18 protein-coding genes are annotated in these 19,620 nt (G+C 69.7%); all 18 read right to left on the minus strand.

The window, feature by feature from the left end; translation table 11 throughout:
- Nucleotides 1-4 precede the first annotated feature (4 nt).
- Nucleotides 5-1,084 carry a Rieske 2Fe-2S domain-containing protein gene (locus tag DIE11_RS08485; protein WP_124622820.1) on the minus strand — a complete coding sequence of 360 codons (1,080 nt, stop codon included), beginning with the start codon at nt 1,082-1,084 and terminating at the stop codon, nt 5-7.
- Nucleotides 1,085-1,152: 68 nt separating this feature from the next.
- Nucleotides 1,153-3,624 carry an RND family transporter gene (locus tag DIE11_RS08490; RefSeq protein ID WP_124622822.1) on the minus strand — a complete coding sequence of 824 codons (2,472 nt, stop codon included), beginning with the start codon at nt 3,622-3,624 and terminating at the stop codon, nt 1,153-1,155.
- Nucleotides 3,625-3,726: 102 nt separating this feature from the next.
- Nucleotides 3,727-4,686, minus strand: coding sequence for a hypothetical protein (locus DIE11_RS08495; protein WP_059600529.1), 960 nt, complete (start codon nt 4,684-4,686; stop codon nt 3,727-3,729).
- A 168-nt stretch (nt 4,687-4,854) separates the two neighbouring features.
- A complete protein-coding gene (locus tag DIE11_RS08500) occupies nt 4,855-6,060 on the minus strand; it encodes an acetyl-CoA C-acyltransferase (protein ID WP_124622824.1) in 1,206 nt (401 codons plus the stop codon).
- Nucleotides 6,061-6,083: 23 nt separating this feature from the next.
- The gene (locus DIE11_RS08505) at nt 6,084-6,569 is read right to left on the minus strand and encodes a MaoC family dehydratase (protein WP_124623160.1); all 486 of its coding nucleotides are present in this window, start codon (nt 6,567-6,569) and stop codon (nt 6,084-6,086) included.
- The gene (locus DIE11_RS08510) at nt 6,569-7,369 is read right to left on the minus strand and encodes an SDR family oxidoreductase (protein ID WP_124622825.1); all 801 of its coding nucleotides are present in this window, start codon (nt 7,367-7,369) and stop codon (nt 6,569-6,571) included. The genes DIE11_RS08505 and DIE11_RS08510 overlap by 1 nt, the downstream gene beginning before the upstream one ends.
- Nucleotides 7,366-8,568 carry an acyl-CoA dehydrogenase family protein gene (locus DIE11_RS08515; RefSeq protein WP_124622827.1) on the minus strand — a complete coding sequence of 401 codons (1,203 nt, stop codon included), beginning with the start codon at nt 8,566-8,568 and terminating at the stop codon, nt 7,366-7,368. The genes DIE11_RS08510 and DIE11_RS08515 overlap by 4 nt, the downstream gene beginning before the upstream one ends.
- Nucleotides 8,565-9,806: an acyl-CoA dehydrogenase family protein gene (locus tag DIE11_RS08520; protein ID WP_124622829.1), complete on the minus strand. Its 1,242-nt coding sequence runs from the start codon at nt 9,804-9,806 to the stop codon at nt 8,565-8,567. Before DIE11_RS08520 ends, DIE11_RS08515 begins: the two co-directional genes overlap by 4 nt.
- Nucleotides 9,807-9,809: 3 nt before the next feature.
- Nucleotides 9,810-10,688: an SDR family oxidoreductase gene (locus tag DIE11_RS08525; protein ID WP_124622831.1), complete on the minus strand. Its 879-nt coding sequence runs from the start codon at nt 10,686-10,688 to the stop codon at nt 9,810-9,812.
- Between the two features lie 41 nt (nt 10,689-10,729).
- Complete coding sequence (locus tag DIE11_RS08530; RefSeq protein WP_124622833.1) at nt 10,730-11,881, minus strand: acetyl-CoA C-acetyltransferase; 1,152 nt, start codon at nt 11,879-11,881, stop codon at nt 10,730-10,732.
- Complete coding sequence (locus DIE11_RS08535; protein WP_124622835.1) at nt 11,881-12,948, minus strand: acyl-CoA dehydrogenase family protein; 1,068 nt, start codon at nt 12,946-12,948, stop codon at nt 11,881-11,883. The genes DIE11_RS08530 and DIE11_RS08535 overlap by 1 nt, the downstream gene beginning before the upstream one ends.
- A gap of 35 nt (nt 12,949-12,983) precedes the next feature.
- Complete coding sequence (locus DIE11_RS08540) at nt 12,984-14,153, minus strand: acyl-CoA dehydrogenase family protein (RefSeq protein ID WP_124622836.1); 1,170 nt, start codon at nt 14,151-14,153, stop codon at nt 12,984-12,986.
- Nucleotides 14,150-14,953, minus strand: a complete 804-nt coding sequence (locus DIE11_RS08545) for an enoyl-CoA hydratase family protein (RefSeq protein WP_124622838.1) — start codon at nt 14,951-14,953, stop codon at nt 14,150-14,152. The genes DIE11_RS08540 and DIE11_RS08545 overlap by 4 nt, the downstream gene beginning before the upstream one ends.
- Nucleotides 14,954-14,978: 25 nt before the next feature.
- On the minus strand, nt 14,979-16,067 hold the full coding sequence (locus DIE11_RS08550) for a nitronate monooxygenase family protein (protein ID WP_124622840.1): 1,089 nt from the start codon (nt 16,065-16,067) through the stop codon (nt 14,979-14,981).
- Complete coding sequence (locus DIE11_RS08555; RefSeq protein ID WP_124622842.1) at nt 16,064-16,990, minus strand: enoyl-CoA hydratase; 927 nt, start codon at nt 16,988-16,990, stop codon at nt 16,064-16,066. The genes DIE11_RS08550 and DIE11_RS08555 overlap by 4 nt, the downstream gene beginning before the upstream one ends.
- Before the next feature lie 8 nt (nt 16,991-16,998).
- Nucleotides 16,999-17,796 carry a CoA-transferase subunit beta gene (locus DIE11_RS08560; RefSeq protein WP_059600542.1) on the minus strand — a complete coding sequence of 266 codons (798 nt, stop codon included), beginning with the start codon at nt 17,794-17,796 and terminating at the stop codon, nt 16,999-17,001.
- Nucleotides 17,797-17,806: 10 nt separating this feature from the next.
- Nucleotides 17,807-18,700, minus strand: coding sequence for a CoA transferase subunit A (locus DIE11_RS08565; protein ID WP_124622844.1), 894 nt, complete (start codon nt 18,698-18,700; stop codon nt 17,807-17,809).
- 9 nt (nt 18,701-18,709) lie between these two features.
- On the minus strand, nt 18,710-19,606 hold the full coding sequence (locus tag DIE11_RS08570) for a VOC family protein (RefSeq protein ID WP_124622846.1): 897 nt from the start codon (nt 19,604-19,606) through the stop codon (nt 18,710-18,712).
- Between the last annotated feature and the right edge of the window lie 14 nt (nt 19,607-19,620).

Below are 19,620 nucleotides of genomic sequence, written 5' to 3' on the forward strand. Positions count from 1 at the left end.
CCCGTCACCGCGGTTCGAACACGTGATGCAGCGCCGGCGGCGTCGCGCCGTCGCGGATATTCATCTCGAACGTCTTGCGCGCGACGCTCGACGGCCGCACGTCGGCCGCGTCCAGGTAGAACTGCGAATACCAGTCGCGCATCTGGTACAGCGGCCCGTCGCCTTCGCACAGCAGCGGGTTGTCGATGCGCGTCTTGCTGTGCCAGATGTCGACGTCCTCGTAGAACGCGCGCTGCGCTTCCTTCACGTATGCGTTCGCGATCTCCATGTTCTGCGCGTCGCTCAGGCCGGCCACCTTCTTCACGATCACGCCGTAGCGCAGCTCGAAGCTGTTCATGTCGATCGGCACGTGGCAGTTCAGCAACACCGAATGGATCGGCTGCCCGCCGCTTTGCCCCGTCATCTGCGTGATGTGCACGGCCGGCCCGAAATACGTCGACAACGCCGTCAGGCTGTCGCCGCCGAGCTTCTCGCTGCGGCCGACCATCAGCTGCGTCGCCTTGTGATCCTCGAACAGGTTCGCGAAATAGTCGATCGGCGCGCGGTGCACGGTCGCGAAGTGCGCGACGTCCGAGATGTTGTCGACCAGCTCGCGGCAATTCGCCTGGATCACCATCTTGTCGACGACCCAGTCCGACCATTCGTCGGAGAAGCACACGTCGAGGCGCGGAATCGCGACTTCCGGCGGCGGCGCGTTGCCTTCCGGGTCGTTCCACACGAACAGCAGGTTGTTTTCCTCGCAGGTCGGCCACGCGCCGATGCGCGCCTTCGGCGGAATCCGCTTGCAGTACGGGATCGACGCGCACTGCCCTTCGCCGTTCCACGCCCAGCCGTGGAACGGGCACACGAGGTTATCGCCTTCGACCTTGCCGAGGCTCAGGTCGGCGCCCATGTGCGGGCAATACGCGTCGACGACGTTGATCTTGCCGGTCGAATCGGCGAACGCGGCGAGCTTGCGGCCGAAGACGTTCAGCGTATGCGGCTTGCCGTCCTTGTAGTCGCGGGCGAGCCCGAGGCAGTGCCAGCCGCGCGCATAGCGCTGCGCGAGCGGCTGGGCTTCGATCTTGTAAGGGCGTGCGGACATGTGGGTTGACTCCTCTTGGTGGGACGCGCGGCGGCCCGCCGCGCACCGGGTAACGGGGGTTGCGTCGCTCAGCGCACCGGATTGCCGGGTTCGAGCGTGCGTGTCGGCTTGAGCGCGGGTGTCGGCGCGGCCTGCGGCGATGCCGGCTGCGGCTCGTGCGACACGCGGCGCTCGGCGCGCTCGACGCCGAGCCATGCGGCCAGCGCGGGCAGCAGGAACACCGCGCCGAACAGGTTCACGAGGAACATGAACGCGAGCAGCACGCCCATGTCGACCTGGAATTTCAGCGCGGAGAACGCCCAGGTGCCGACGCCGATGAACATCGTGACGGCCGTGAACAGCGCCGCGGTGCCGCGCTGGCGCATCGCGTCGGCGAATGCGTCCGGCAGCGTCGCGCCGTGGCGGATGTCGTGCTGCAGGCGTTCGTACAGGTAGATCCCGTAGTCGACGCCGACCCCGACGCCGAGCGTGATCACCGGCAGCGTCGCGACCTTCAGCCCGATGCCGAGCCGCGCCATCACCGCGTTGCACAGGATCGACACCAGCGTGAGCGGCACGATGATGCACAGCACCGCGCGCCACGAGCGGAACGTGACCGCGCACAGCAGCGCGATCGCGCCGAAGATCGACAGCAGCATCGCGATCTCCGCGTCACCGACCGCCTCGTTGGTCGCCGCCATCACGCCGACGTTGCCGCCCGCGAGCCGGAACGCGACGTTCGGCGTGGGGTTCTCGGCCGCGAAGCGCTTGATCTCGTCGACGATGTGCGCGATGGTCGTGCCTTCGTGGTTCTGCGTGTAGATCAGCACCTGGATCGCCTTGCAGTTCGCGGTGTTCATCCCGTTGTCGGGATCGAACGCATTGGCGCCCTGCGTGAGCCCGTCGCTGGAGCGCGGCAGCGCGGCCCAGCGCGGGTTGCCTTCGTTGAACGCGGCGATGAACACCTTGCCCTGCGACGACACGCTCGTGACCGACTGCACGCCGGCCACACCGCGCATGTTCATCTCGAACTTCTCGATCGCGCTCATCACCGGGTAGTGCAGGCACGCGTCGTCGAAACCGGTCGTCTCGACGATCACCGACAGCACGTCGACACCGATGTTGTACTGGTGCGTGATGGCGGCGTTGTCGATGTTGTAGCGCGAGTTCGCGCGCAGCTCCGGCGCACCGGTGCCGATGTCGCCGATCTCCAGCTTGCGCGACTCGAGCGTGCCGTATGCGAGCAGCGCGAGCGCCACGGCGAACACGCCGAGCGCCGGCGCCGGCCGCGCGAACACCGCGAAGCGCGACCACTTCCCGCTGCCGCCCGCGGCGGCCGTGCGCTGGGCGCGCGCGAGCGTGCCGCGCTCGAGGCGCGTGTACGACAGCAGGATCGGCAGGAACACCTTGTTGGTGACGATCATGAGCAGCACGCCGAGGCACGCGGTGATGCCGAGCTCGCGCACGATGTCGATCCGGATCCGCATGATCACCATGAAGCCGAGCGCGTTGGTCAGCAGCGCGACCGTGCCCGGCACGAACAGCTTGCGAAACGCGTCGCGCGCGGCTTCGACCGACGACGCGCCGCGCACCAGCGCCTGCTTCCACGCGTTGGTCATCTGCACCGCATGCGACACGCCGATCGAGAAGATCAGGAACGGCACGAGGATCGACATCGGGTCGATGCCGAGCCCGAGCAGCGGCAGCGCGCCGAGCAGCCAGACGACCGGCAGCAGCGCGACGACGAGCGCGAGCACGGTGGTTTTCAGCGAGCGCGTATAGGCGAACAGCAGCGCGGCCGTCACGAGGAACGCCAGCGCGAAGAACGCCATCACGCCGGCGATCCCGGCCTCGACGTCGCCCACCAGCTTCGCGAAGCCGATGATGTTGACGTCGATGCCCTGCTTCGCGTAGCGCGCACGGATTTCCTCGAGCTGGCGCGCGACCGCGCTGTAGTCGAGCCGCTTGCCGGAGGCCGGATCGGTCTCGCGCAGTTCCGCGCGGATCAGCGCCGACTTCAGGTCGTTGCCGACCAGCCGGCCGATCTGCCCGGAGCGTGCGACGTTGCGGCGCACCTTCGCGAGATCGTCCGGGTTCGCGCTCGAGAACTGGCCGGGCACGACCACGTCGCCGCGAAAGCCGGCTTCGGTCACTTCCGTGTAGTGGACGTTCGGCGTGAACAGCGAGAACACGCGCGAGCGGTTCACGCCGGGGATGAAGAACACGTCGTCGGTCGCGTGGCGCAGCGCGTCCATGAACGTCTGGTTGTAGATGTCGCCGTCGCCCTTCCAGCGCAGGCTGACGAGGATCGTGTTCGCGCCGGGGAACGCGCCCGCGTAGCGCTCGAACACCTGCATGTACGGGTGCTGCATCGGGATCATCTTGTTGAAGCCCGGATCGAGCTTCAGGCGCGTCGCGGACAAGCCGAGCGCGAGCGTCACCGCGACGCACAGCAGCATCAGCAGCCGGCGCTGCCGGATGATCGTGTCGGCGCAGCGCTCGACGAACGCGGCGAGGCGCGATGCGGGAACGGCTTCGGTGGGGCGTGACAGGTCGTTCATGGATTTCTCGGGTCGGAACGGACGGGACGGACGATGCGGGCGAAACGGGTCGGCTCGGCGAGGCGAACGGATGCGGGCGACGGCAAGCGCCGCCGTCGCGCATCAGGACGGCGACGCGGCGAGCGGCGCGACGCCGGCCTCGCCGCCGAGCAGCAGCGCGCCGGAGCCCATGTCGAGCACGGCCGCGAGGCTCTGCACGCCGCCGAGCTTGCGCACGTCGAAGGTCAGGCCGCCGTCGCGCGACGCGACGATCGCGCCGCCCTGGCCGACCAGCACGAGTTCGCCGTCGGCAAGCTGGGTCGCGCCGAAGTACGACACCGGCACGCGGCTGTCGACGTGCGTCCAGGTCGCGCCGCGATCGGTGCTGCGCAGCACGTTGCCGCGCATGCCGTACGCGACCCAGTCGCCGTTCGCGAGCATCAGCGCGCCGAACAGCGAGCCTGCGTACGGCGACGGGAGTGTGTCCCAGGTTGCGCCGTTGTCGGTCGAGCGCAGCAGCGTGCCGCTCTCGCCCGCGATCAGCAGGTTGCCGTGGCTGTCGCCGACGATCGCGTTCAGGTGGCGGTCGCCCGCCGGCGTCTTCAGCGGCTGCCACGTGAGTCCGGCATCGTCCGAGCGCAGCAGCTGGCCGAAACTGCCGGCCGCGAACAGCGGGCCGTTCGCGCTGCCCCAGACGGACAACAGCGGATCGGAACGCGCGTGGTCGCTGTGGACCTCGCGCCAGTGCACGCCCGCGTCGTCGCTGCGCACGATCCGGCCGTCGTGGCCGACCGCGATGCCGAGCGTCGGCGTGATGAAGCTCACCTGCGTGAGCGTCGAGCCCTGATCGGGCGTGACCGAGGCCGGCCGCCAGCGACGGCCCGCATCGTCGCTCAGCAGAATCACGCCGCGCTCGCCGACCGCGACGATGCGCGTGCCGGCGCGGGCGAGCCCGTTGATCTGCAAGCGGTCCGCATGGATCGCGGTGACCGGGAACGCCGGCAGCGGTCGCGGCGAGAACGCGAACAGCGCGGCGCCGAGCACAAGCGCCGACATCGTGAGTCCTGGCAAGGTACGTTTCATCGGTTGTCTCCTGTCCTGGCAAGCGGCCCGGGCCCGCGCCGACGCGCTCGCCCTGCCGCTGCAAGTCTCCGGGCCGTCGGTCGTTGCCGCGGCCTCGCATGGTTCCGAATGGATGGCAGCCGTTCCGGGCTGCCGGTCCGGCAGCCGGTGCGGCTGCGTCGAATGCCGTTACGCGCCGACCTCGAACAGCGCGGCGGCACCCATCCCGCCGCCGATGCACATCGTCACGACCGCATGCCGCACGCCGCGGCGCGCGCCTTCGAGCAGCGCGTGCATCGTCATCCGCGTGCCCGACATCCCGAACGGGTGGCCGAGCGCGATCGCACCGCCGTCGACGTTCAGCCGCTCGTCGGGAATGCCGAGCGTGTCGCGGCAATACAGCGCCTGGCACGCGAAGGCCTCGTTCAGCTCCCACAGCCCGACGTCGCGCACGGTCATCCCGAAGCGCGCCAGCAGCTTCGGGATCGCGAACACCGGGCCGATGCCCATCTCGTCCGGCTCGCAGCCGGCCACGGCCAGCCCGCGGAACGTGCCGAGCGGCGCGAGCCCGCGACGCGCGGCTTCGGCGCGCGACATCACGACCACCGCCGCCGCGCCGTCCGACAGCTGCGACGCGTTGCCGGCCGTCACGAACTCGCCCTGCTCCACGACCTTGCCGCCGCTCCACGACGGCTTGAGCCCCGCGAGCCGCTCGGCCGTCGTATCGGCACGCACGCCTTCGTCGCGCGCCGCGCGCACGGCCTCGTGACCGGTCAGGTGGCCTTCCTTGTCGAACAGCGCGCGCGTCACGTCGAGCGGCGCGATTTCCGCGTCGAAGCGGCCGGCCGCCTGCGCGTCAGCGGTGCGCTGATGGCTCTGCAGCGCGAATTCGTCCTGCGCCGCACGCGAGATCCCGTAGCGGCGCGACACGATCTCGGCGGTTTCCATCATCGCCATGTACGCGGCCGGCTGGTGGTCGAGCACGGCCTGCGAACGCGCGCGGTAGCCGTTCTTGTGCTTGTTCTGCGTGAGCGAGATCGATTCGACGCCGCCTGCGACGACGATCCGCGCGTCGCCCGCGCCGATGCTGCGCGCGGCGCTCGCGATCGACATCAGGCCCGACGAACACATCCGGTCGATCGCCATGCCGGGCACCGACGCCGGCAGCCCCGCCGCCGCGGCCGACAGGCGGCCGATGTTGTAGCCCTGCGTACCCTGCTGCGCGGCGCAGCCGATCAGCACGTCATCGACGTCGGCCGGCGCGACGCCCGCGCGTTCGAGCGCGGTGCGCACGACGTGGCCGCCCAGCGCGGGCGCCTCGGTGTCGTTGAACAGGCCGCGAAACGCCTTGCCGATCGGCGTGCGTGCGACGGAAACGATGACTGCGTCTTCCATGAGCTGGCTCTCTGAATCTGGAACTAGAAGTAGTAACGGCTGATCGTGTCGGCAACGCAGCCGGGCTTGCCTTCGCCTTCGATCTCGACGGTCACGCGGATCCACGCCTGCACGCCGCCGTCGAGCGGCTCGACGCGCAGCAGTTCGCCGACGCCCCGCACGCGCACGTCGACCTTCACCGGCGCCGGGAAACGGATCCTGTCGCAGCCGTAGTTGACGCCGAGCCGCGCGCCGTCGATGCGCACGATCTGCGGCAGGAAATGGTTGACGAGCGACAGCGTCAGGTAGCCGTGCGCGATGCACGCGCCGAACGGGCCGTCCTTCGCCCGCACCGGGTCGACGTGCACCCACTGATGGTCGCCCGTCGCGTCGGCGAAGCCGTCGATGCGGATCTGGTCGATCGCGAGCCACGCGCTCGCGCCGAGCGTGCAGCCGACGGCCGCCGCGAGTTCATCGGGATGCGCGAACACGCGGGGCGTCGCGCGCACGGGGTCGAGGGTCGTCTCCATCATGCGTGCTGGCTGCTGACCGACAGCACTTCGCCCGTCATGTACGACGCGTAATCGCTTGCAAGGAACACCATCACGTTCGCGACCTCCCAGACTTCGGCGGCGCGCCCGAAGGCTTCGCGCGACGCCAGTTGATTCAGCAAGTCGGCCGGGGCCGACTTCTTCAGAAAATCGTGCATCGCGATGCTCGGCGCGACCGCGTTGATGCGCACCCCGTAAGGCGACGCCTCGAGCGCCGCGCAGCGCGTGAGCGCCATCACGCCCGCCTTCGCCGCCGCGTAGTGCGCCTGTTCCGCCTGCGCACGCCAGCCGAGCACCGATGCGTTGTTGACGATCGCGCCGCGGCCGCGGGCCTGCATGTGCGGCAGCATCGCGCGCATCATCCGGAACGTCCCGGTAAGGCTAATGTCGATCACCCGCGACCATTCGGCATCGTCCATTTCGACGATGCGTTTGGCGCCGCCGAGCCCGGCGTTGTTGATCAGTACGTCGACGCCGTCGAGCTTGTCCTGTGCATCCGCCACGAGGGCCTGCACGTCGTCCTCGACCGCGACGTTGCACAGGCGGCCGTAGACCTGCCGCAGCCCCGTTTCGGCGCGCAGCGTCTCCACTGCCTGTTCGAGGCGCTTCTCGTGGATGTCGGAGATGAACAGCGCGCGGCAGCCTTCCTCCGCGCAGCGGCGCGCGGCCGCGAAGCCGATGCCGGCGCCGGCGGCGGCCGTGATCAGCACCGATTTGCCGGCGAGCAGCTGGTGGCCCGGCACGTAGGCCGGCGCTTTCTGGATCTGGGGTTCGGTCATGCTGTGCCTCGTGGTTCTCTGGGCATGCCGAGCCCGCGCTCGGCCATGATGTTGAGCTGGATTTCGTTGGTGCCGGCGTAGATCGTGTCCGCACGGGAGAACAGGAATACGCGCTGCAGATGGGTGAGCTTCTCGTCGGCCGGATCGATCACGTTCGCGCGCGGCCCGAGCGCGTCCATCGCGAGCTGGCCGAGGTCGCGGTGCCAGTTCGACCAGAAGTACTTGTAGATCAGCGCCTCGCGGCGCAGCGGTGCGGTGGCGCCGCCGTTCGCATCGTCCGCGCCGGACAGCATCCGCAGCGCGTTGTAGCGCATCACGCGCAGCCCGGCCCACGCGCGGCCGATCCGCTGGCGCAGCACCGGGTCGCGATCGGCGCCCGATTCCCGCGCGGCGTCGATCACCCATTCGAGCTCGCGAACGAACTGCATCTGCTGGCCGAGCGTCGACATCCCGCGCTCGAAGCCGAGCAGCGTCATGGCGATCCGCCAGCCGTCGCCGGGCGCGCCGACCAGGTCGCGTGCTTGCGCGCGCGCACCGTCGAAAAACACTTCGTTGAATTCGGCGCCGCCGTTGAGCTGCCTGATCGGGCGGATCTCGATGCCCGGCTGGTCGAGCGGCATCAGCAGGAACGACAGCCCCTTGTTGCCCTTCGATGCCGGATCGGTGCGCGCGAGCACGAAGATCCAGTCGGAATCGTGCGCGAGCGACGTCCACACCTTCTGGCCGTACACGCGCCAGGTGCCGTCGGTGTCCTGCTCGGCACGCGTGCGCACGTTCGCGAGATCGGAGCCCGCGCCCGGCTCCGAGTAGCCTTGGCACCAGAACTGCGTGCCGGCGAGAATGCCGGGCAGAAAGCGCGCGCGCTGGTCGTCGGTGCCGCACGCGACGAGCGTCGGCCCGAGCAGCCCTTCGCCGATATGGCCCATCCGGCCGGGGCCGCCGGCGCGCGCATATTCCTCGTGGAAGATCACCTGCTCGGCGACCGTGAAGCCACGGCCGCCCGCGTCGGTCGGCCAGCCGAGGCCGGTCCAGCCACCGCGCGCCAGTTCCCGTTCCCACGCCTTGCGCAGTTCCGGAAATGCTTCCTCGTCGCCCGGGCCGCCGCGAAATTTCAGGCACGCGAATTCGCCGGTCAGGTGCGACTGCACCCAGTCGGCGACTTCGTGCCGCAATTGCTGTTCGCGCGTTTCGCTGTTCATTGGAGTGCTCCCGTGCGCGCGGCGGACGCACGCGTGGCCATCGACGCCTGTGCCGATGTCGGTGCCGCCTCGCGCCGCGACGTGTCGCCGTCGATCGCGTGGCATGCGAGCCATTCGAGCAGTTGCGGCGTGCTGCCGAACTGCGCGAGCGACGCCTGCGCGCGCTTGAAGTAGAGATGCGGGTCGTATTCCCACGTGAAGCCGACACCGCCGTGCAACTGGATCGCTTCCTGCGCGCAGAACGCATACGCGTCGTTCGCGGCGGCTTTCGCGGCCGCGACGTCGCCGCGCACCATCGCGCCCGGCACCGCCCCGCCCGCTTCCGCATCCCACGCGTGCGCCGCGCCGAGCACGGCCGAGCGTGCGGATTCAATCAGCACCATCATCTGCGCGCAGCGATGCTTGACGGCCTGGAACGACGCGATCGCGCGGCCGAACTGCACGCGCTGGCCTGTGTAGTCGAGCGTCAGGTCGAGGCATTGCTGTGCGCCGCCGAGCTGCTCGGCGGCCAGCGCGAGCGCCGCGAACCAACCGGCGCGCTCGAGCACCTGCGAGGCAACGGCGCCGACGGCGAACAACGCGTCGCGGTTCACACGGATTTCGTCGAGGACGATGCGCGCGATCGGCCGCGTCGCGTCGAGCGTGTCGAGCGGCGTGATGCTCAGGCCGGGCGCCGTCGCGACGTCGATCGCGAACAGGCCGATCGACTGCCCTTCGTTCGCGATCCGTGCGGGAATCAGCAGCAGATCGGCGCGCGCGCCGTCGATCACCTGTGCGATCGTGCCGGACAGCGCATAGCCGCCCGCGGCTTCTTCCGCGACGACCGGCAAATGCCCGGCACCGGCCGGAAGCTCGAACGGCAACGCCAGCGTCGCGCTGCATGCACCTTCGGCGATCTTCGCGAGCCAGCCGGTCGCGTGCGGCGAGTCGGGGCAGCTCGCCAGCGCGGTCGCAGCCAGGCACGCGGTCGAAAAATACGGCACGCACGCGACGCGCCGGCCGAGCTGTTCCATCAACAGGGTCTGTTCGACCGCGCCGAGCCCCATCCCGCCTGCCGCCTCCGGCAGCGACAGCGCGTTCCAGCCGAGCTCGCCTGCGAGCGCGGCCCACAGCGTGTCGTCGCGGCCGGCCGATTGCTCGAGCGCGCGGCGCACGTCGGCGGACGCGCTGCGTTCGGCGAGCACGTCGGCCGCCGCGTCGCGGATCATCGCCTGTTCGTCGGTGAGCGCCAGATCCATGCCTCAGCTCCCGTACACACGCTGCGCGGGACGCGCGTCGGCGAGCAGCCGCGCGACCGCCGGGCCGACCTCGGCCGGCGCCCAGCGCGCGCCACGGTCGACGCTCGGGCCGGTGCGCCAGCCTTCGGCGACCGCGATCATCCCGCCTGCGACCTCGAACACCTGGCCCGTCACGTCGGCCGACAGCGGGCTGCCGAGCCACACGACGAGCGGCGCGACGTTGGCCGGATCGAAGTAGTCGAAGCCGCCGTCCTCGGGCTTCTTCATCATGTCGGCGAACACGCCTTCGGTCATCGACGTGCGCGCGGCCGGCGCGAGCGCGTTCACGCGCACGCCGTACCGCTGCAGCTCGACCGCCTGCATCAGCGTGAGCGCCGCGATGCCGGCCTTCGCCGCGCCATAGTTCGACTGACCGATCGACCCTTGCAGCCCGGCGCCGGAACTCGTGTTGACGATGCGCGCGTCGACCGGATTGCCGGCCTTCGCGGCGTCGCGCCACACGCGCGCCAGCACGTTCGACAAGCAGAAGTGGCCGCGCAGATGCACGCGCATCACGTCATCCCAGTCGGTTTCGGTCATGCTGGTGAACATCTTGTCGCGGCAGATGCCCGCGTTGTTGACCAGCACGTGCACGTCGCCGAACGCTTCGCGCGCGGCATCGACGATCTGCTGCGCGGTATCCATCGTGGTGATGTCGTCGGCATTCGCGAGCGCGCGGCCGCCGCGTCGTGCGATCTCGTCGCACACGGCTTGCGCGGCCTCGTGGCGGATGTCGTTGACGACGACCGCCGCGCCTTCGGCTGCGAACGCGAGCGCGTATTCGCGCCCGAGCCCGCCGCCGGCGCCGGTGATGATGGCGGTGCGTCCGTTACAGATTCCCATGCTTGTGCCTCCTGGATCGAGAGATCGTGAAAGTGCCGCGCTCACAGGCGCTCGATGATCGTGACGTTCGCGAGGCCACCGCCTTCGCACATCGTCTGCAATCCGTAACGGCCGCCGATACGTTCCAGTTCGTGCAGCAGTGTCGTCATCAGCCGTGCGCCGGTCGCGCCGAGCGGGTGACCGAGCGCGATGCCGCCGCCGTTCGGGTTGGTCTTCTCGTGCGGGAAGCGCGTGTCGGCGAGCCACGCCTGCGCGACCGACGCGAACGCCTCGTTCATTTCGACAACGTCGATCCGCGACCAGTCGAGCCCGCTCTTCTTCAACGCGGCCTTGGTCGCCGGGATCGGCGCGGTGAGCATCCACAGCGGATCGTCGCCGAGCACGCTCAGGTGGTGAATGCGCGCGCGCGGCGTGAGCCCGTAGCGCTTCAGCGCGTCCTCCGACACGATCAGCAACGCGGCGGCCGCATCGCAGGTCTGGCTCGCGACGGCGGCCGTCAGCGAGCCGCCCGGCATCAGCGGTTCGAGCGTCGCCATCTTTTCCAGCGACGTGTCGGGTCGCGGCGTTTCGTCGTGCATCACGCCTTCGAGCGGCACGATTTCCCGCTTGAAATGGCCGGCCTCGATCGCCGCCACCGCGCGGCGGTGGCTTTCCAGCGCGTAGCGCTCCATCGCGTCGCGCGACAGGTTCCAGTGATCGGCGATCCGCTGTGCCGCGACGAACTGCGACACCGGCGCGTCGCCGAAGCGCGCGCGCCAGCCGGTGCTGCCCGAGAACGGGTCGTTGAAGCCGAGTGGCGCCGCGCTCGTCATCGCGGACGAGATCGGGATCTGCGTCATCGTCTGCACGCCGCCCGCGACCACCACGTCCTGCACGCCGCTCATCACGGCCTGCGCGGCAAAATGCACGGCCTGTTGCGACGAGCCGCACTGGCGGTCGACCGTCACGCCCGGCACCTGCAGCGGCAGCCCGGCCGCGAGCCAGCAGGTGCGCGCGATGTTGCCGGCGAGCGGGCCGATCGTGTCGACGCAGCCGAATACCACGTCGTCGTATTCGTCGGCCGGAATCGCGTTGCGTTCGACGAGCGTCTTCAGCACGAAGCCGCCGAGGTCCGCCGCATGCACGTGCGCGAGCCCGCCCTTGCGGCGGCCGGTCGGCGTGCGCAGCGCGTCGACGATATAGGCTTGTTTCATCAGTGGGTTTCCTCGAAGTCGAAGGTCTGCGCGGGGCCGATCGGCAATGCGCGGCCGACGATCGCGTCGGCCACGCGGGCCTTGTGGAATGCGTTGTCGCCCCAGCTGCCGGAGAGCGCCCAGATCCGCTTCATGAAGATCTGCAGGTCGAGCTCCCACGTATAGCCGATCGCGCCGTGCACCTGCATCGTGTGGCGCGCGGCCAGTTGCGCGGCGGCGGTCGCCGCGAGCTTCGCGTGCGACACCAGCACCGCGCGCTGCGGATGATCGTCGGCGATCGCCTGGGCCGCCCGCGCCACCACCGGCCGCGCGAACTCATAGCGAATCGCGACGTCGGCGAGCAGATGCTTGAGCGCCTGGTACGAGCCGATCGCCTTGCCGAACTGCTTGCGCTGCGCGCTGTAGTCGATCGCGACGTCGAGCACGCGCTGCGTGAGGCCGAGCAGCTGCGCCGCGACCGCAAACGCGCCGTGGTCGAGCGCGCGATCGAGCAGCGGCGCGGCTTCGTCGGCGCTCGCGATGCGCGTGGCCGCGGACGGCTCCCAGTCGAGCGTGAACAGGCGCCGCGACGGGTCGACGCTGTCGACCGGGCGCCACGCGCACTGCGCGGGATCCACGCGGTGCAGCTCGCCGCGGTGCTCGCACAGCAGCGTTTGCGCGACGTGCACGTCGGCCGCATACGGGTTCACCGGATGCACGAGCGCGACACGCGCGCGCCCTTCGGCGATGTCGCGCAGCAGCGCGTCGCGCCAGTCCGCGGCGGGCAGTCGCGCGAGCACGCCGGCCGACACGAGCGCGGTGTCGAGCAACGGCTCCGGGCTGCCGAAATAACCGTAGGTCTGGGCGAGCAACGCCCATTCCACTTCGGTCAGGCCGAGACCGCCGTGCGTCTCGGGCACCGACACGGCGGTCAGCCCCTGCGACGCGAACAGCGACCACAGCGCGTCGGAGCGGCCCGTCGGCGTGGCCCACAGCTCGCGGATCAGCTCCGGGGTCATCTCGGTCATCAGCAGGCGCTTCACGCTGTCCGCGAGCGCTTCCTGGTCTTCATCGAATACGAAATCCATACGATGTCCGTTCAGTGAGGGTGGCGCCTGCGCGCTTACGCGCGCGGCATGCCGAGCATCCGTTCGGCGACGATGTTGCGCTGGATCTCGTTGGTGCCCGCATAGATCGGGCCGGCCTGCGCGAACAGGAAGCCGTCGAGCCAGTGACCGAGCATCGCGTGCTGCGCGGCCGACTGCGGGACGACCTCGCCGTGCGCGCCGAGAATGTCGAGCGCGGTCTGGTGCATCCGCAAATCGAGTTCCGACCAGAACACCTTGTTGGTGCTCGACTCCGCGCCGATATGGCCGCCCTTCAGCAGCCGGCTCGCGGTCGCGTAGGTCGACAGCGCGTACGCCTGCGCATCCATCCACGCGGACACCACGCGTTCGCGCAGCGTCGGGTCGCGATCCGCGCTGTCGCGGTGCGCGAGATACAGGTCGCGCAGCGCCTGCGCGGTGCGCTGGAAACGGGCGGGCGAACGCAGCATCAACCCGCGCTCGAAGCCGGCCGTCGCCATCGCGACCTGCCAGCCCGCGCCTTCGGCCGCGAGGCGGTTCTCGACCGGCACGCGCACGTCGTCGAAGAAGATTTCCGCGAAGCCCGTCTGCCCGTTCAGCTGGCGGATCGGCCGCACCGTGATGCCCGGCGTCGACAGCGGCACCATCAGGAACGTGAGCCCGTGGTGACGCGACGATTCGGGATCACTGCGGAACAGCCCGAACAGCCAGTCGGCCCACACCGCGCGTGTCGACCAGATCTTCTGGCCGTTGAGCACGTATTCGTCGCCGATGCGGATCGCCGTCGTGCGGATCGCGGCCATGTCCGAGCCCGCGTTCGGCTCCGACCAACCCTGCGCCCACACGTGCTCGCCCGCCGCCATCGCCGGCAGGAAGCGCGCCTTCTGCTCCACCGTGCCGAAATCCATCAGCGTCGGGCCGAGCAGGAAGATGCCGTTCTGGTTCACGCGCATCGGCGCGTCGGCGCGCCAGTACTCTTCCTCGAAGATCAGCCACTCGATCAGGTCGCAACCGCGCCCGCCCAGCTCGCGCGGCCACGTGACCATGCTCCAGCGGCCCGAATGCAGCGTGCGTTCCCATTCGCGGTGCGCGATGAAGCCTTCCTCGGTGTCGAAGCTCGGCAGCCGCTCGCGCGGCACGTGCGCGGCGAGCCATTCGCGGATTTCCGCGCGGAACGCCTGCTGTTGCTGCGTATAGGTCAGGTTCATGCGCGTGCCTCCTCGGCTTGCGCGTCGAACCGCGCGTCGCGCTTCTCGACGAACGCGGCACGCGCCTCCGTCGAGTCGTTGGTCATGTACGCCTGCAGCGTGAAGCCCTGCTCCCAGCGGTACTTGTCCTCGAGATCGCCGTCCTCGACGCCGTTCAGCGCCTCCTTCGCGAGCCGCACCATCGCCGGGCTCTTGTCCGCGATCTTGCGGGCGATCGAGCGCGCCGCGTCACACAGCGCATCGCGGGCAACGACCTGCTCGACCGCGCCGAGCCGATATGCTTCGGCCGCGTCGATCATGTCGCCGGTGAAGTACATCGTTCTGACCTTCTGCACGCCGAACAGTCGTTGCAGATGCGCGCCGCCCCCCATCGCGCCACGGTCGATCTCCGGCACGCCGAAGCGCGCGCAATCGGCCGCGACGACGATATCCGCCGCGCCGCAGATGCCGATCCCGCCGCCGAGCACGAAGCCGTGAACAGCCGCGATCACCGGCTTCGGGTTGCGGTGCACCGCGCGGAACGTCTCGTAGTTGCCTGCGTTGACCGACACGATCCGTTCCGGATGCGCGGCCAGCTCCTTGATGTCGACGCCCGCGCAGAAGCCACGGCCTTCGCCGCGCACGACGATCACGCGCACCTCGTCGTCCTCGCCGAGCGCATCGAGCGCCCGCGCGAGCGCATGCCAGCCCTGCGCATCGAGCGCGTTCACGGGCGGATGGGCGATCACCAGTTCGGCGATGCCGTCGGCGCGCTCGATCCGGAACGGCATCGCGCCGCCCCGTTGTTTGGATGTAGTCATCTCCACTGCCTCCCTGTGATGTCTTTCAAGCCGCGTGGGTCGCCGTCGCGCCGCGCAACGCGGCCAGCGCGTCGAGCCGCTCGCCGGCTTCCGCGACGATCCGCGCGATCAGCGCGTCGCACGATTCGATCGCGCCGATCATCGCGGCCGCCTGGCCGCTCGGCAGTACGCCCTCGTCCGGCCGCCCCTCGACGATCGCGCGCTGAATCAGGAACGGCGCGTTCGCGGCCATCAGCGTCTGGCTCGCCGTGTAGTCGTGCGAGCGCAGCGCCTTGATCGCGAGGCCCAGCATGTCGGTCGTGCGCAGCCCGTTCTGACGGCGCCAGGCTTCGGCCGTCTTCAGCGCGAACAGCGTGCGGCGCAGCGGGCCGAAGCGCTCGAGCTTCAGCAGATACGGGTTGTCGATCATGCGTTGCGGCAGCCCGTCGAGCGCGTCCGACACGCGGATCCGCGCCGGGTCGCCGACCGCGACGTACCGGTCGAGCGTCGCGCGCGGCACCGGCGATTCGGCGCTCATCAGGAAGCGCGTGCCCATCGCGATGCCGGCCGCGCCGTACGCGAGCGCGGCAGCCAGCCCGCGCCCGTCGAAGAACCCGCCGGCCGCGACCACCGGCACGCGCACCGCATCGAGCACCTTCGGCAGCAGCAGCGTGGTCGGCACCGAGCCCGTGTGGCCGCCGCCTTCCGCACCCTGCACGGTGACGACGTCCGCGCCGAGCTCGACCGCCTTCGCCGCGTGCTTCGGCGCGCCGACGGTCGGCATGCAGACGATGCCGGCGTCCTTGAAGCGGCGGATCGTCTTCGCGTCCGGCCCGCGGCCGTAGCTGACCGCGCGCAGCCGATACTTGATCGCGAGATCGACCACCTGCGCGGCGTTCTTCTGGAACATGTGGAAGTTGATGCCGAACGGCTTGTCGGTCAGTGACTTCACCTTCAAAATCTCGGCCTCGACCTGCTCCGGTTCCAGCGTCGCGCCGGCCAGGAAGCCGAAGCCGCCGGCGTTGGCGGTCGCCGCGACGAGCCGTGCATCTGCCACCCAGCCCATCGCGGTCTGCACGATCGGGTAGCGGCAGCCGAGCAGGTCGCACAACGGGGTATGCAGCGTCGTGCTCATGCCGCGGCTCCGTTGACGGCGGCCGGTGCCGCATCGGTGCGTCCTTCGCCGTCCGTCTCCGCCGGCCTGCGCTGCGAGCTGGCCATCTTGCGCGCGTCGTAGCCGCCGAGGCGGTCGCCGCTGACGAGCTCGTTGTGCGCATGCGCGAAGTGATGCCATGCGAAGGCCGCATCCATCGCCGCGCGCTTGCCCTGCAATTCCTCGACGTGGTTCAGCGCCTGCTTGGTCAGCGCGAGGCCGAGCCGCGGCATCGTCGCGATCTTCGCGGCGATCGCGTAGGTCGCGTCGCGCAGCCGCTCGCGCGGCACCACGCGGTTGACCATGCCCATCTGGTACGCACGCTCGGCCGGCATCCGCTCGCCGAGGAACAGGAATTCCTTCGCGATGCGCGGGTTCAGTTCGTACGCATGTGCGAAATACTCGACGCCCGGAATGCCCATCCGCACGACCGGATCCGCGAAGAACGCGTCCTCCGACGCGACGATCAGGTCGCATACCCACGCGAGCATCAGCCCGCCCGCGATGCACGCGCCGTGCACCATCGCAATGGTCGGCTTCGGCAGGTCGCGCCAGCGCCGGCACATTCCGAGGTACACCTCCTGTTCGCGCGCATAGAGGAATTCGCCGCCCTCCTTGTCGACGTGGTCGTACCACAGCGACGCGCGGTCGAACGACTCGTGAATGTCGCGGCCCGGCGTGCCGATGTCGTGGCCCGCCGAGAAATGCTTTCCGGCGCCCGCGAGCACGATCGCCTTCACGGCGTCGTCATGCGACGCGCGCCGGAACGCCGCGTCGAGCGCATACGTCATCTTCGAGTTCTGCGCGTTGTGATACTCGGGACGGTTCATCGTGATCGTCGCGATGCCGTCCTCGACCGCATAGTCGACGACACCTTCGCCGAACGTCATCTGGGTCGCTTCCATGTCGGACCTCATCCGCGGCGCGGCGCCGGATTGTTGCGCACGATCGTCGCGCGCAGGTTGTGAGGGTCGAGCGCACGCACGATGCGCAGGTCTTCCGCGCTCGGCGCGGCCGTCGTGCCGAGTTCCGGTGCGGCGACCAGCGGGAAACCGGTCGCATCCTGCACCTCGTCGAAACTCACGCCCGGATGCAGCGAACGCACGCGGATCGCGTGATCGGGGCCGCCGAAATCCATCACGCACAGGTCGGTGACGATGCTGCGCAGGTCGACGAATGTCTTCATGCCGGGCAGCCGGCGCGCCGGGTTGTAGCCGACCGTGCAGACCATGTCGACTTCGCCTTCGACGAACGTGCGCTTGCCGTGGCCGCTGACGAAGAATGAATTCGCGTGATTCGTCGAGTTGCCGGGGAAGCCGCGCGCGCCGAGCAGCTGCGTCTTCGGACGCGCGTAGTCGTCGCCGAGCCACGAGATGTTCGCCTGGCCAAAGCGGTCGATCTGCGTCGGCATCACCAGCGCGTGGCGGCGGCCGTGCCACAGGCAGTCGAATACGCGTTCGTAGGTCATCCAGCCGCTCGCCTTCACGCGATGGCCGTCGGGGCGCGGGCCGAGCGGGACCGGCTCCTCGACGAGATACGCCTCGCCGTCGGTCAGCATCAGACCGTTGTTGTAGGCGAGCCGCGCGAGGCCGGCCGCGAGCCGCGGACCCGTGCCGATGCCGGTCGCCAGCACTTCGCCGTCGTCGCGCCAGAGTCGCGCGGACGCGACGATCATCAGTTCCGCGAGGGAATGGTCGAGAGATTCGCTCACAGGCGCTCCTTTACAGAATCGGCAACGGCAGCGTCGTCACATGCGGCAGGCCGCCGACGCCTTCGAGATACTGGCGCTCGTCCTGGCCGACCACGTCGCGCAGGTACGCCGCCGTCTTCGCATCGTCTTCCGCGCTCGCGCAGTACGCGCGCAGGTGCGGCAGGTCCCAGCCGTAGGCCGGCCCGCACGACGTCGGGTGCGCGCCGCCCGGCGCATGCACGACGCCGGTGACGAGCGAGCGCTCGAACGGGTTGCGTTTCGCGGCATCGAGGTCTTCGGTCGCGAGCGACGCGTCGACCGTTTCCGCCGACACGTAGCAGCGCTGCGCGGCGCGCGCCATCCACGCGTCGAAGAACGGATCGGGGCCGTCGATGCGCGTGTTGCCCATCCGGTCGGCCGCGTTCACGTGCAGCAGCGCGACGTCGAGTTCGAGTGCCGGCATCGCGAGCAGCGTCTCGCCGTCGTCGTACGGCGACTTGACCGTGCGCAGTTGCGGCGCGTGATCGAGCAGCGCGGTGCCGAGCCCGGCGCGGGTCGGCAGGAACGGCAGGCGCGCCGCGGCCGCGCGCAGGCCGAGCTGCAGCATCCCTTCGTCGAATTCGAGCACGTCGATACGGCCGTGTTCGCGGGCACGGCGAAAATGCGGTTCGAGCGGGATCACGTCGAGCGACACGAAGCCGAACACCACCTTGCGCACCTTGCCCGCCGCGCACAGCAGGCCGACGTCGGCGCCGCCGTAGGCGACGACCGTCAGGTCCTTCAGGTTCGAGCGCGCGATCTCGCGCACCAGCGCCATCGGCTTGCGCCGCGGCCCCCATCCGCCGATGCCGATGGTCATGCCGTCGGCGAGTTGCGCGACCACGTCGCGCGCGGACATCGTCTTGTCGAGAGGTTTCATCGTCATCGTGCTGGCTTACCGGTATCCGATGCTGAAATCGTGGCCCCACTGGCTCACCTTGGTGGCCTCGAACACCGCGTGCTTCGACCAGTCGACCGTGAGGCCGCCGAAGCCGTATTCGAGATCGAAGCCGCCGGGGGTCTTCATGTAGAACGAGATCATCTGGTCGTTGCAGTGCCGGCCGAGCGTCGCCGACATCTTCACGTCGTGCGCGGCGACCCGGTCGAGCGCGCGGCCGACTTCGTCCATCGAGTCGACTTCGGCCATCACGTGCACGCAGCCCGACGGCACGGCCATCTCGAACAGCGCGAGGCTGTGATGGCGTGCGTTGCGGCAGTGCATGAAGTGAATGCGCTTCTCGGGTTCGGCGGGGTCCGGCGTGAACTTCACGCGGTAGATGTCGGACAGCTCGAAGCCAAGCACGCCGCGCACGAATGCGTCGGTCGCGTCGAACTGCGGCGCGGGCAGTACCGCGTGGCCGAGCCCCATGTCGCCGGTGACGAAGCGGGCGACGCCGAGCGGCGACACGAAGCGGCGGAAGTCGCAGCGCGCGCCCCAGTACAGCTCGTGGCGGTTGCCGGACGGGTCGGTGCACCACGCCATGGCCTGCACTCGGCGCAGCGCGGCCTCGTCGCGCGTGGCGCGCACGGCTTCGACGCCCGCGCGCTGCAACGCAGCGAGCGCGGCGTCGAACGCGGCGCCGTCGGGCAGCTCCCAGCCCGACGCGAAATAGCGGTCGGTTGTGCCGGGGACGATCACGTAGCGGAAATCGCGCTCGTCCATCTTCAGGTACAGCGCGCCGTCGGGCGCGTCGAGCGCCTGCATGCCCAGCACGTCTTCCGCGTAGCGGCGCCACGCATCGACGCGGGTCGCCTCGACCACGACGTAGCCGAGCGCACGGACATCGATCATGTCGGCCTCCTCCA

Source organism: Burkholderia sp. Bp9012 (assembly GCF_003853825.1).
GTDB lineage: Bacteria > Pseudomonadota > Gammaproteobacteria > Burkholderiales > Burkholderiaceae > Burkholderia > Burkholderia diffusa.

What these genes read in the sequence shown, in the direction of transcription:
- DIE11_RS08555 (WP_124622842.1), bottom strand. Translation starts at nt 16,990, where the DNA reads ATGGAAGCGACCCAGATGACGTTCGGCGAAGGTGTCGTCGACTATGCG.
- DIE11_RS08490 (WP_124622822.1), bottom strand. Translation starts at nt 3,624, where the DNA reads ATGAACGACCTGTCACGCCCCACCGAAGCCGTTCCCGCATCGCGCCTC.
- DIE11_RS08510 (WP_124622825.1), bottom strand. Translation starts at nt 7,369, where the DNA reads ATGACCGAACCCCAGATCCAGAAAGCGCCGGCCTACGTGCCGGGCCAC.
- DIE11_RS08550 (WP_124622840.1), bottom strand. Translation starts at nt 16,067, where the DNA reads ATGAGCACGACGCTGCATACCCCGTTGTGCGACCTGCTCGGCTGCCGC.
- DIE11_RS08495 (WP_059600529.1), bottom strand. Translation starts at nt 4,686, where the DNA reads ATGAAACGTACCTTGCCAGGACTCACGATGTCGGCGCTTGTGCTCGGC.
- DIE11_RS08530 (WP_124622833.1), bottom strand. Translation starts at nt 11,881, where the DNA reads ATGAAACAAGCCTATATCGTCGACGCGCTGCGCACGCCGACCGGCCGC.
- DIE11_RS08540 (WP_124622836.1), bottom strand. Translation starts at nt 14,153, where the DNA reads ATGAACCTGACCTATACGCAGCAACAGCAGGCGTTCCGCGCGGAAATC.
- DIE11_RS08570 (WP_124622846.1), bottom strand. Translation starts at nt 19,606, where the DNA reads ATGATCGATGTCCGTGCGCTCGGCTACGTCGTGGTCGAGGCGACCCGC.
- DIE11_RS08535 (WP_124622835.1), bottom strand. Translation starts at nt 12,948, where the DNA reads ATGGATTTCGTATTCGATGAAGACCAGGAAGCGCTCGCGGACAGCGTG.
- DIE11_RS08520 (WP_124622829.1), bottom strand. Translation starts at nt 9,806, where the DNA reads ATGGATCTGGCGCTCACCGACGAACAGGCGATGATCCGCGACGCGGCG.
- DIE11_RS08515 (WP_124622827.1), bottom strand. Translation starts at nt 8,568, where the DNA reads ATGAACAGCGAAACGCGCGAACAGCAATTGCGGCACGAAGTCGCCGAC.
- DIE11_RS08500 (WP_124622824.1), bottom strand. Translation starts at nt 6,060, where the DNA reads ATGGAAGACGCAGTCATCGTTTCCGTCGCACGCACGCCGATCGGCAAG.
- DIE11_RS08525 (WP_124622831.1), bottom strand. Translation starts at nt 10,688, where the DNA reads ATGGGAATCTGTAACGGACGCACCGCCATCATCACCGGCGCCGGCGGC.
- DIE11_RS08485 (WP_124622820.1), bottom strand. Translation starts at nt 1,084, where the DNA reads ATGTCCGCACGCCCTTACAAGATCGAAGCCCAGCCGCTCGCGCAGCGC.
- DIE11_RS08545 (WP_124622838.1), bottom strand. Translation starts at nt 14,953, where the DNA reads ATGACTACATCCAAACAACGGGGCGGCGCGATGCCGTTCCGGATCGAG.
- DIE11_RS08565 (WP_124622844.1), bottom strand. Translation starts at nt 18,700, where the DNA reads ATGACGATGAAACCTCTCGACAAGACGATGTCCGCGCGCGACGTGGTC.
- DIE11_RS08505 (WP_124623160.1), bottom strand. Translation starts at nt 6,569, where the DNA reads ATGGAGACGACCCTCGACCCCGTGCGCGCGACGCCCCGCGTGTTCGCG.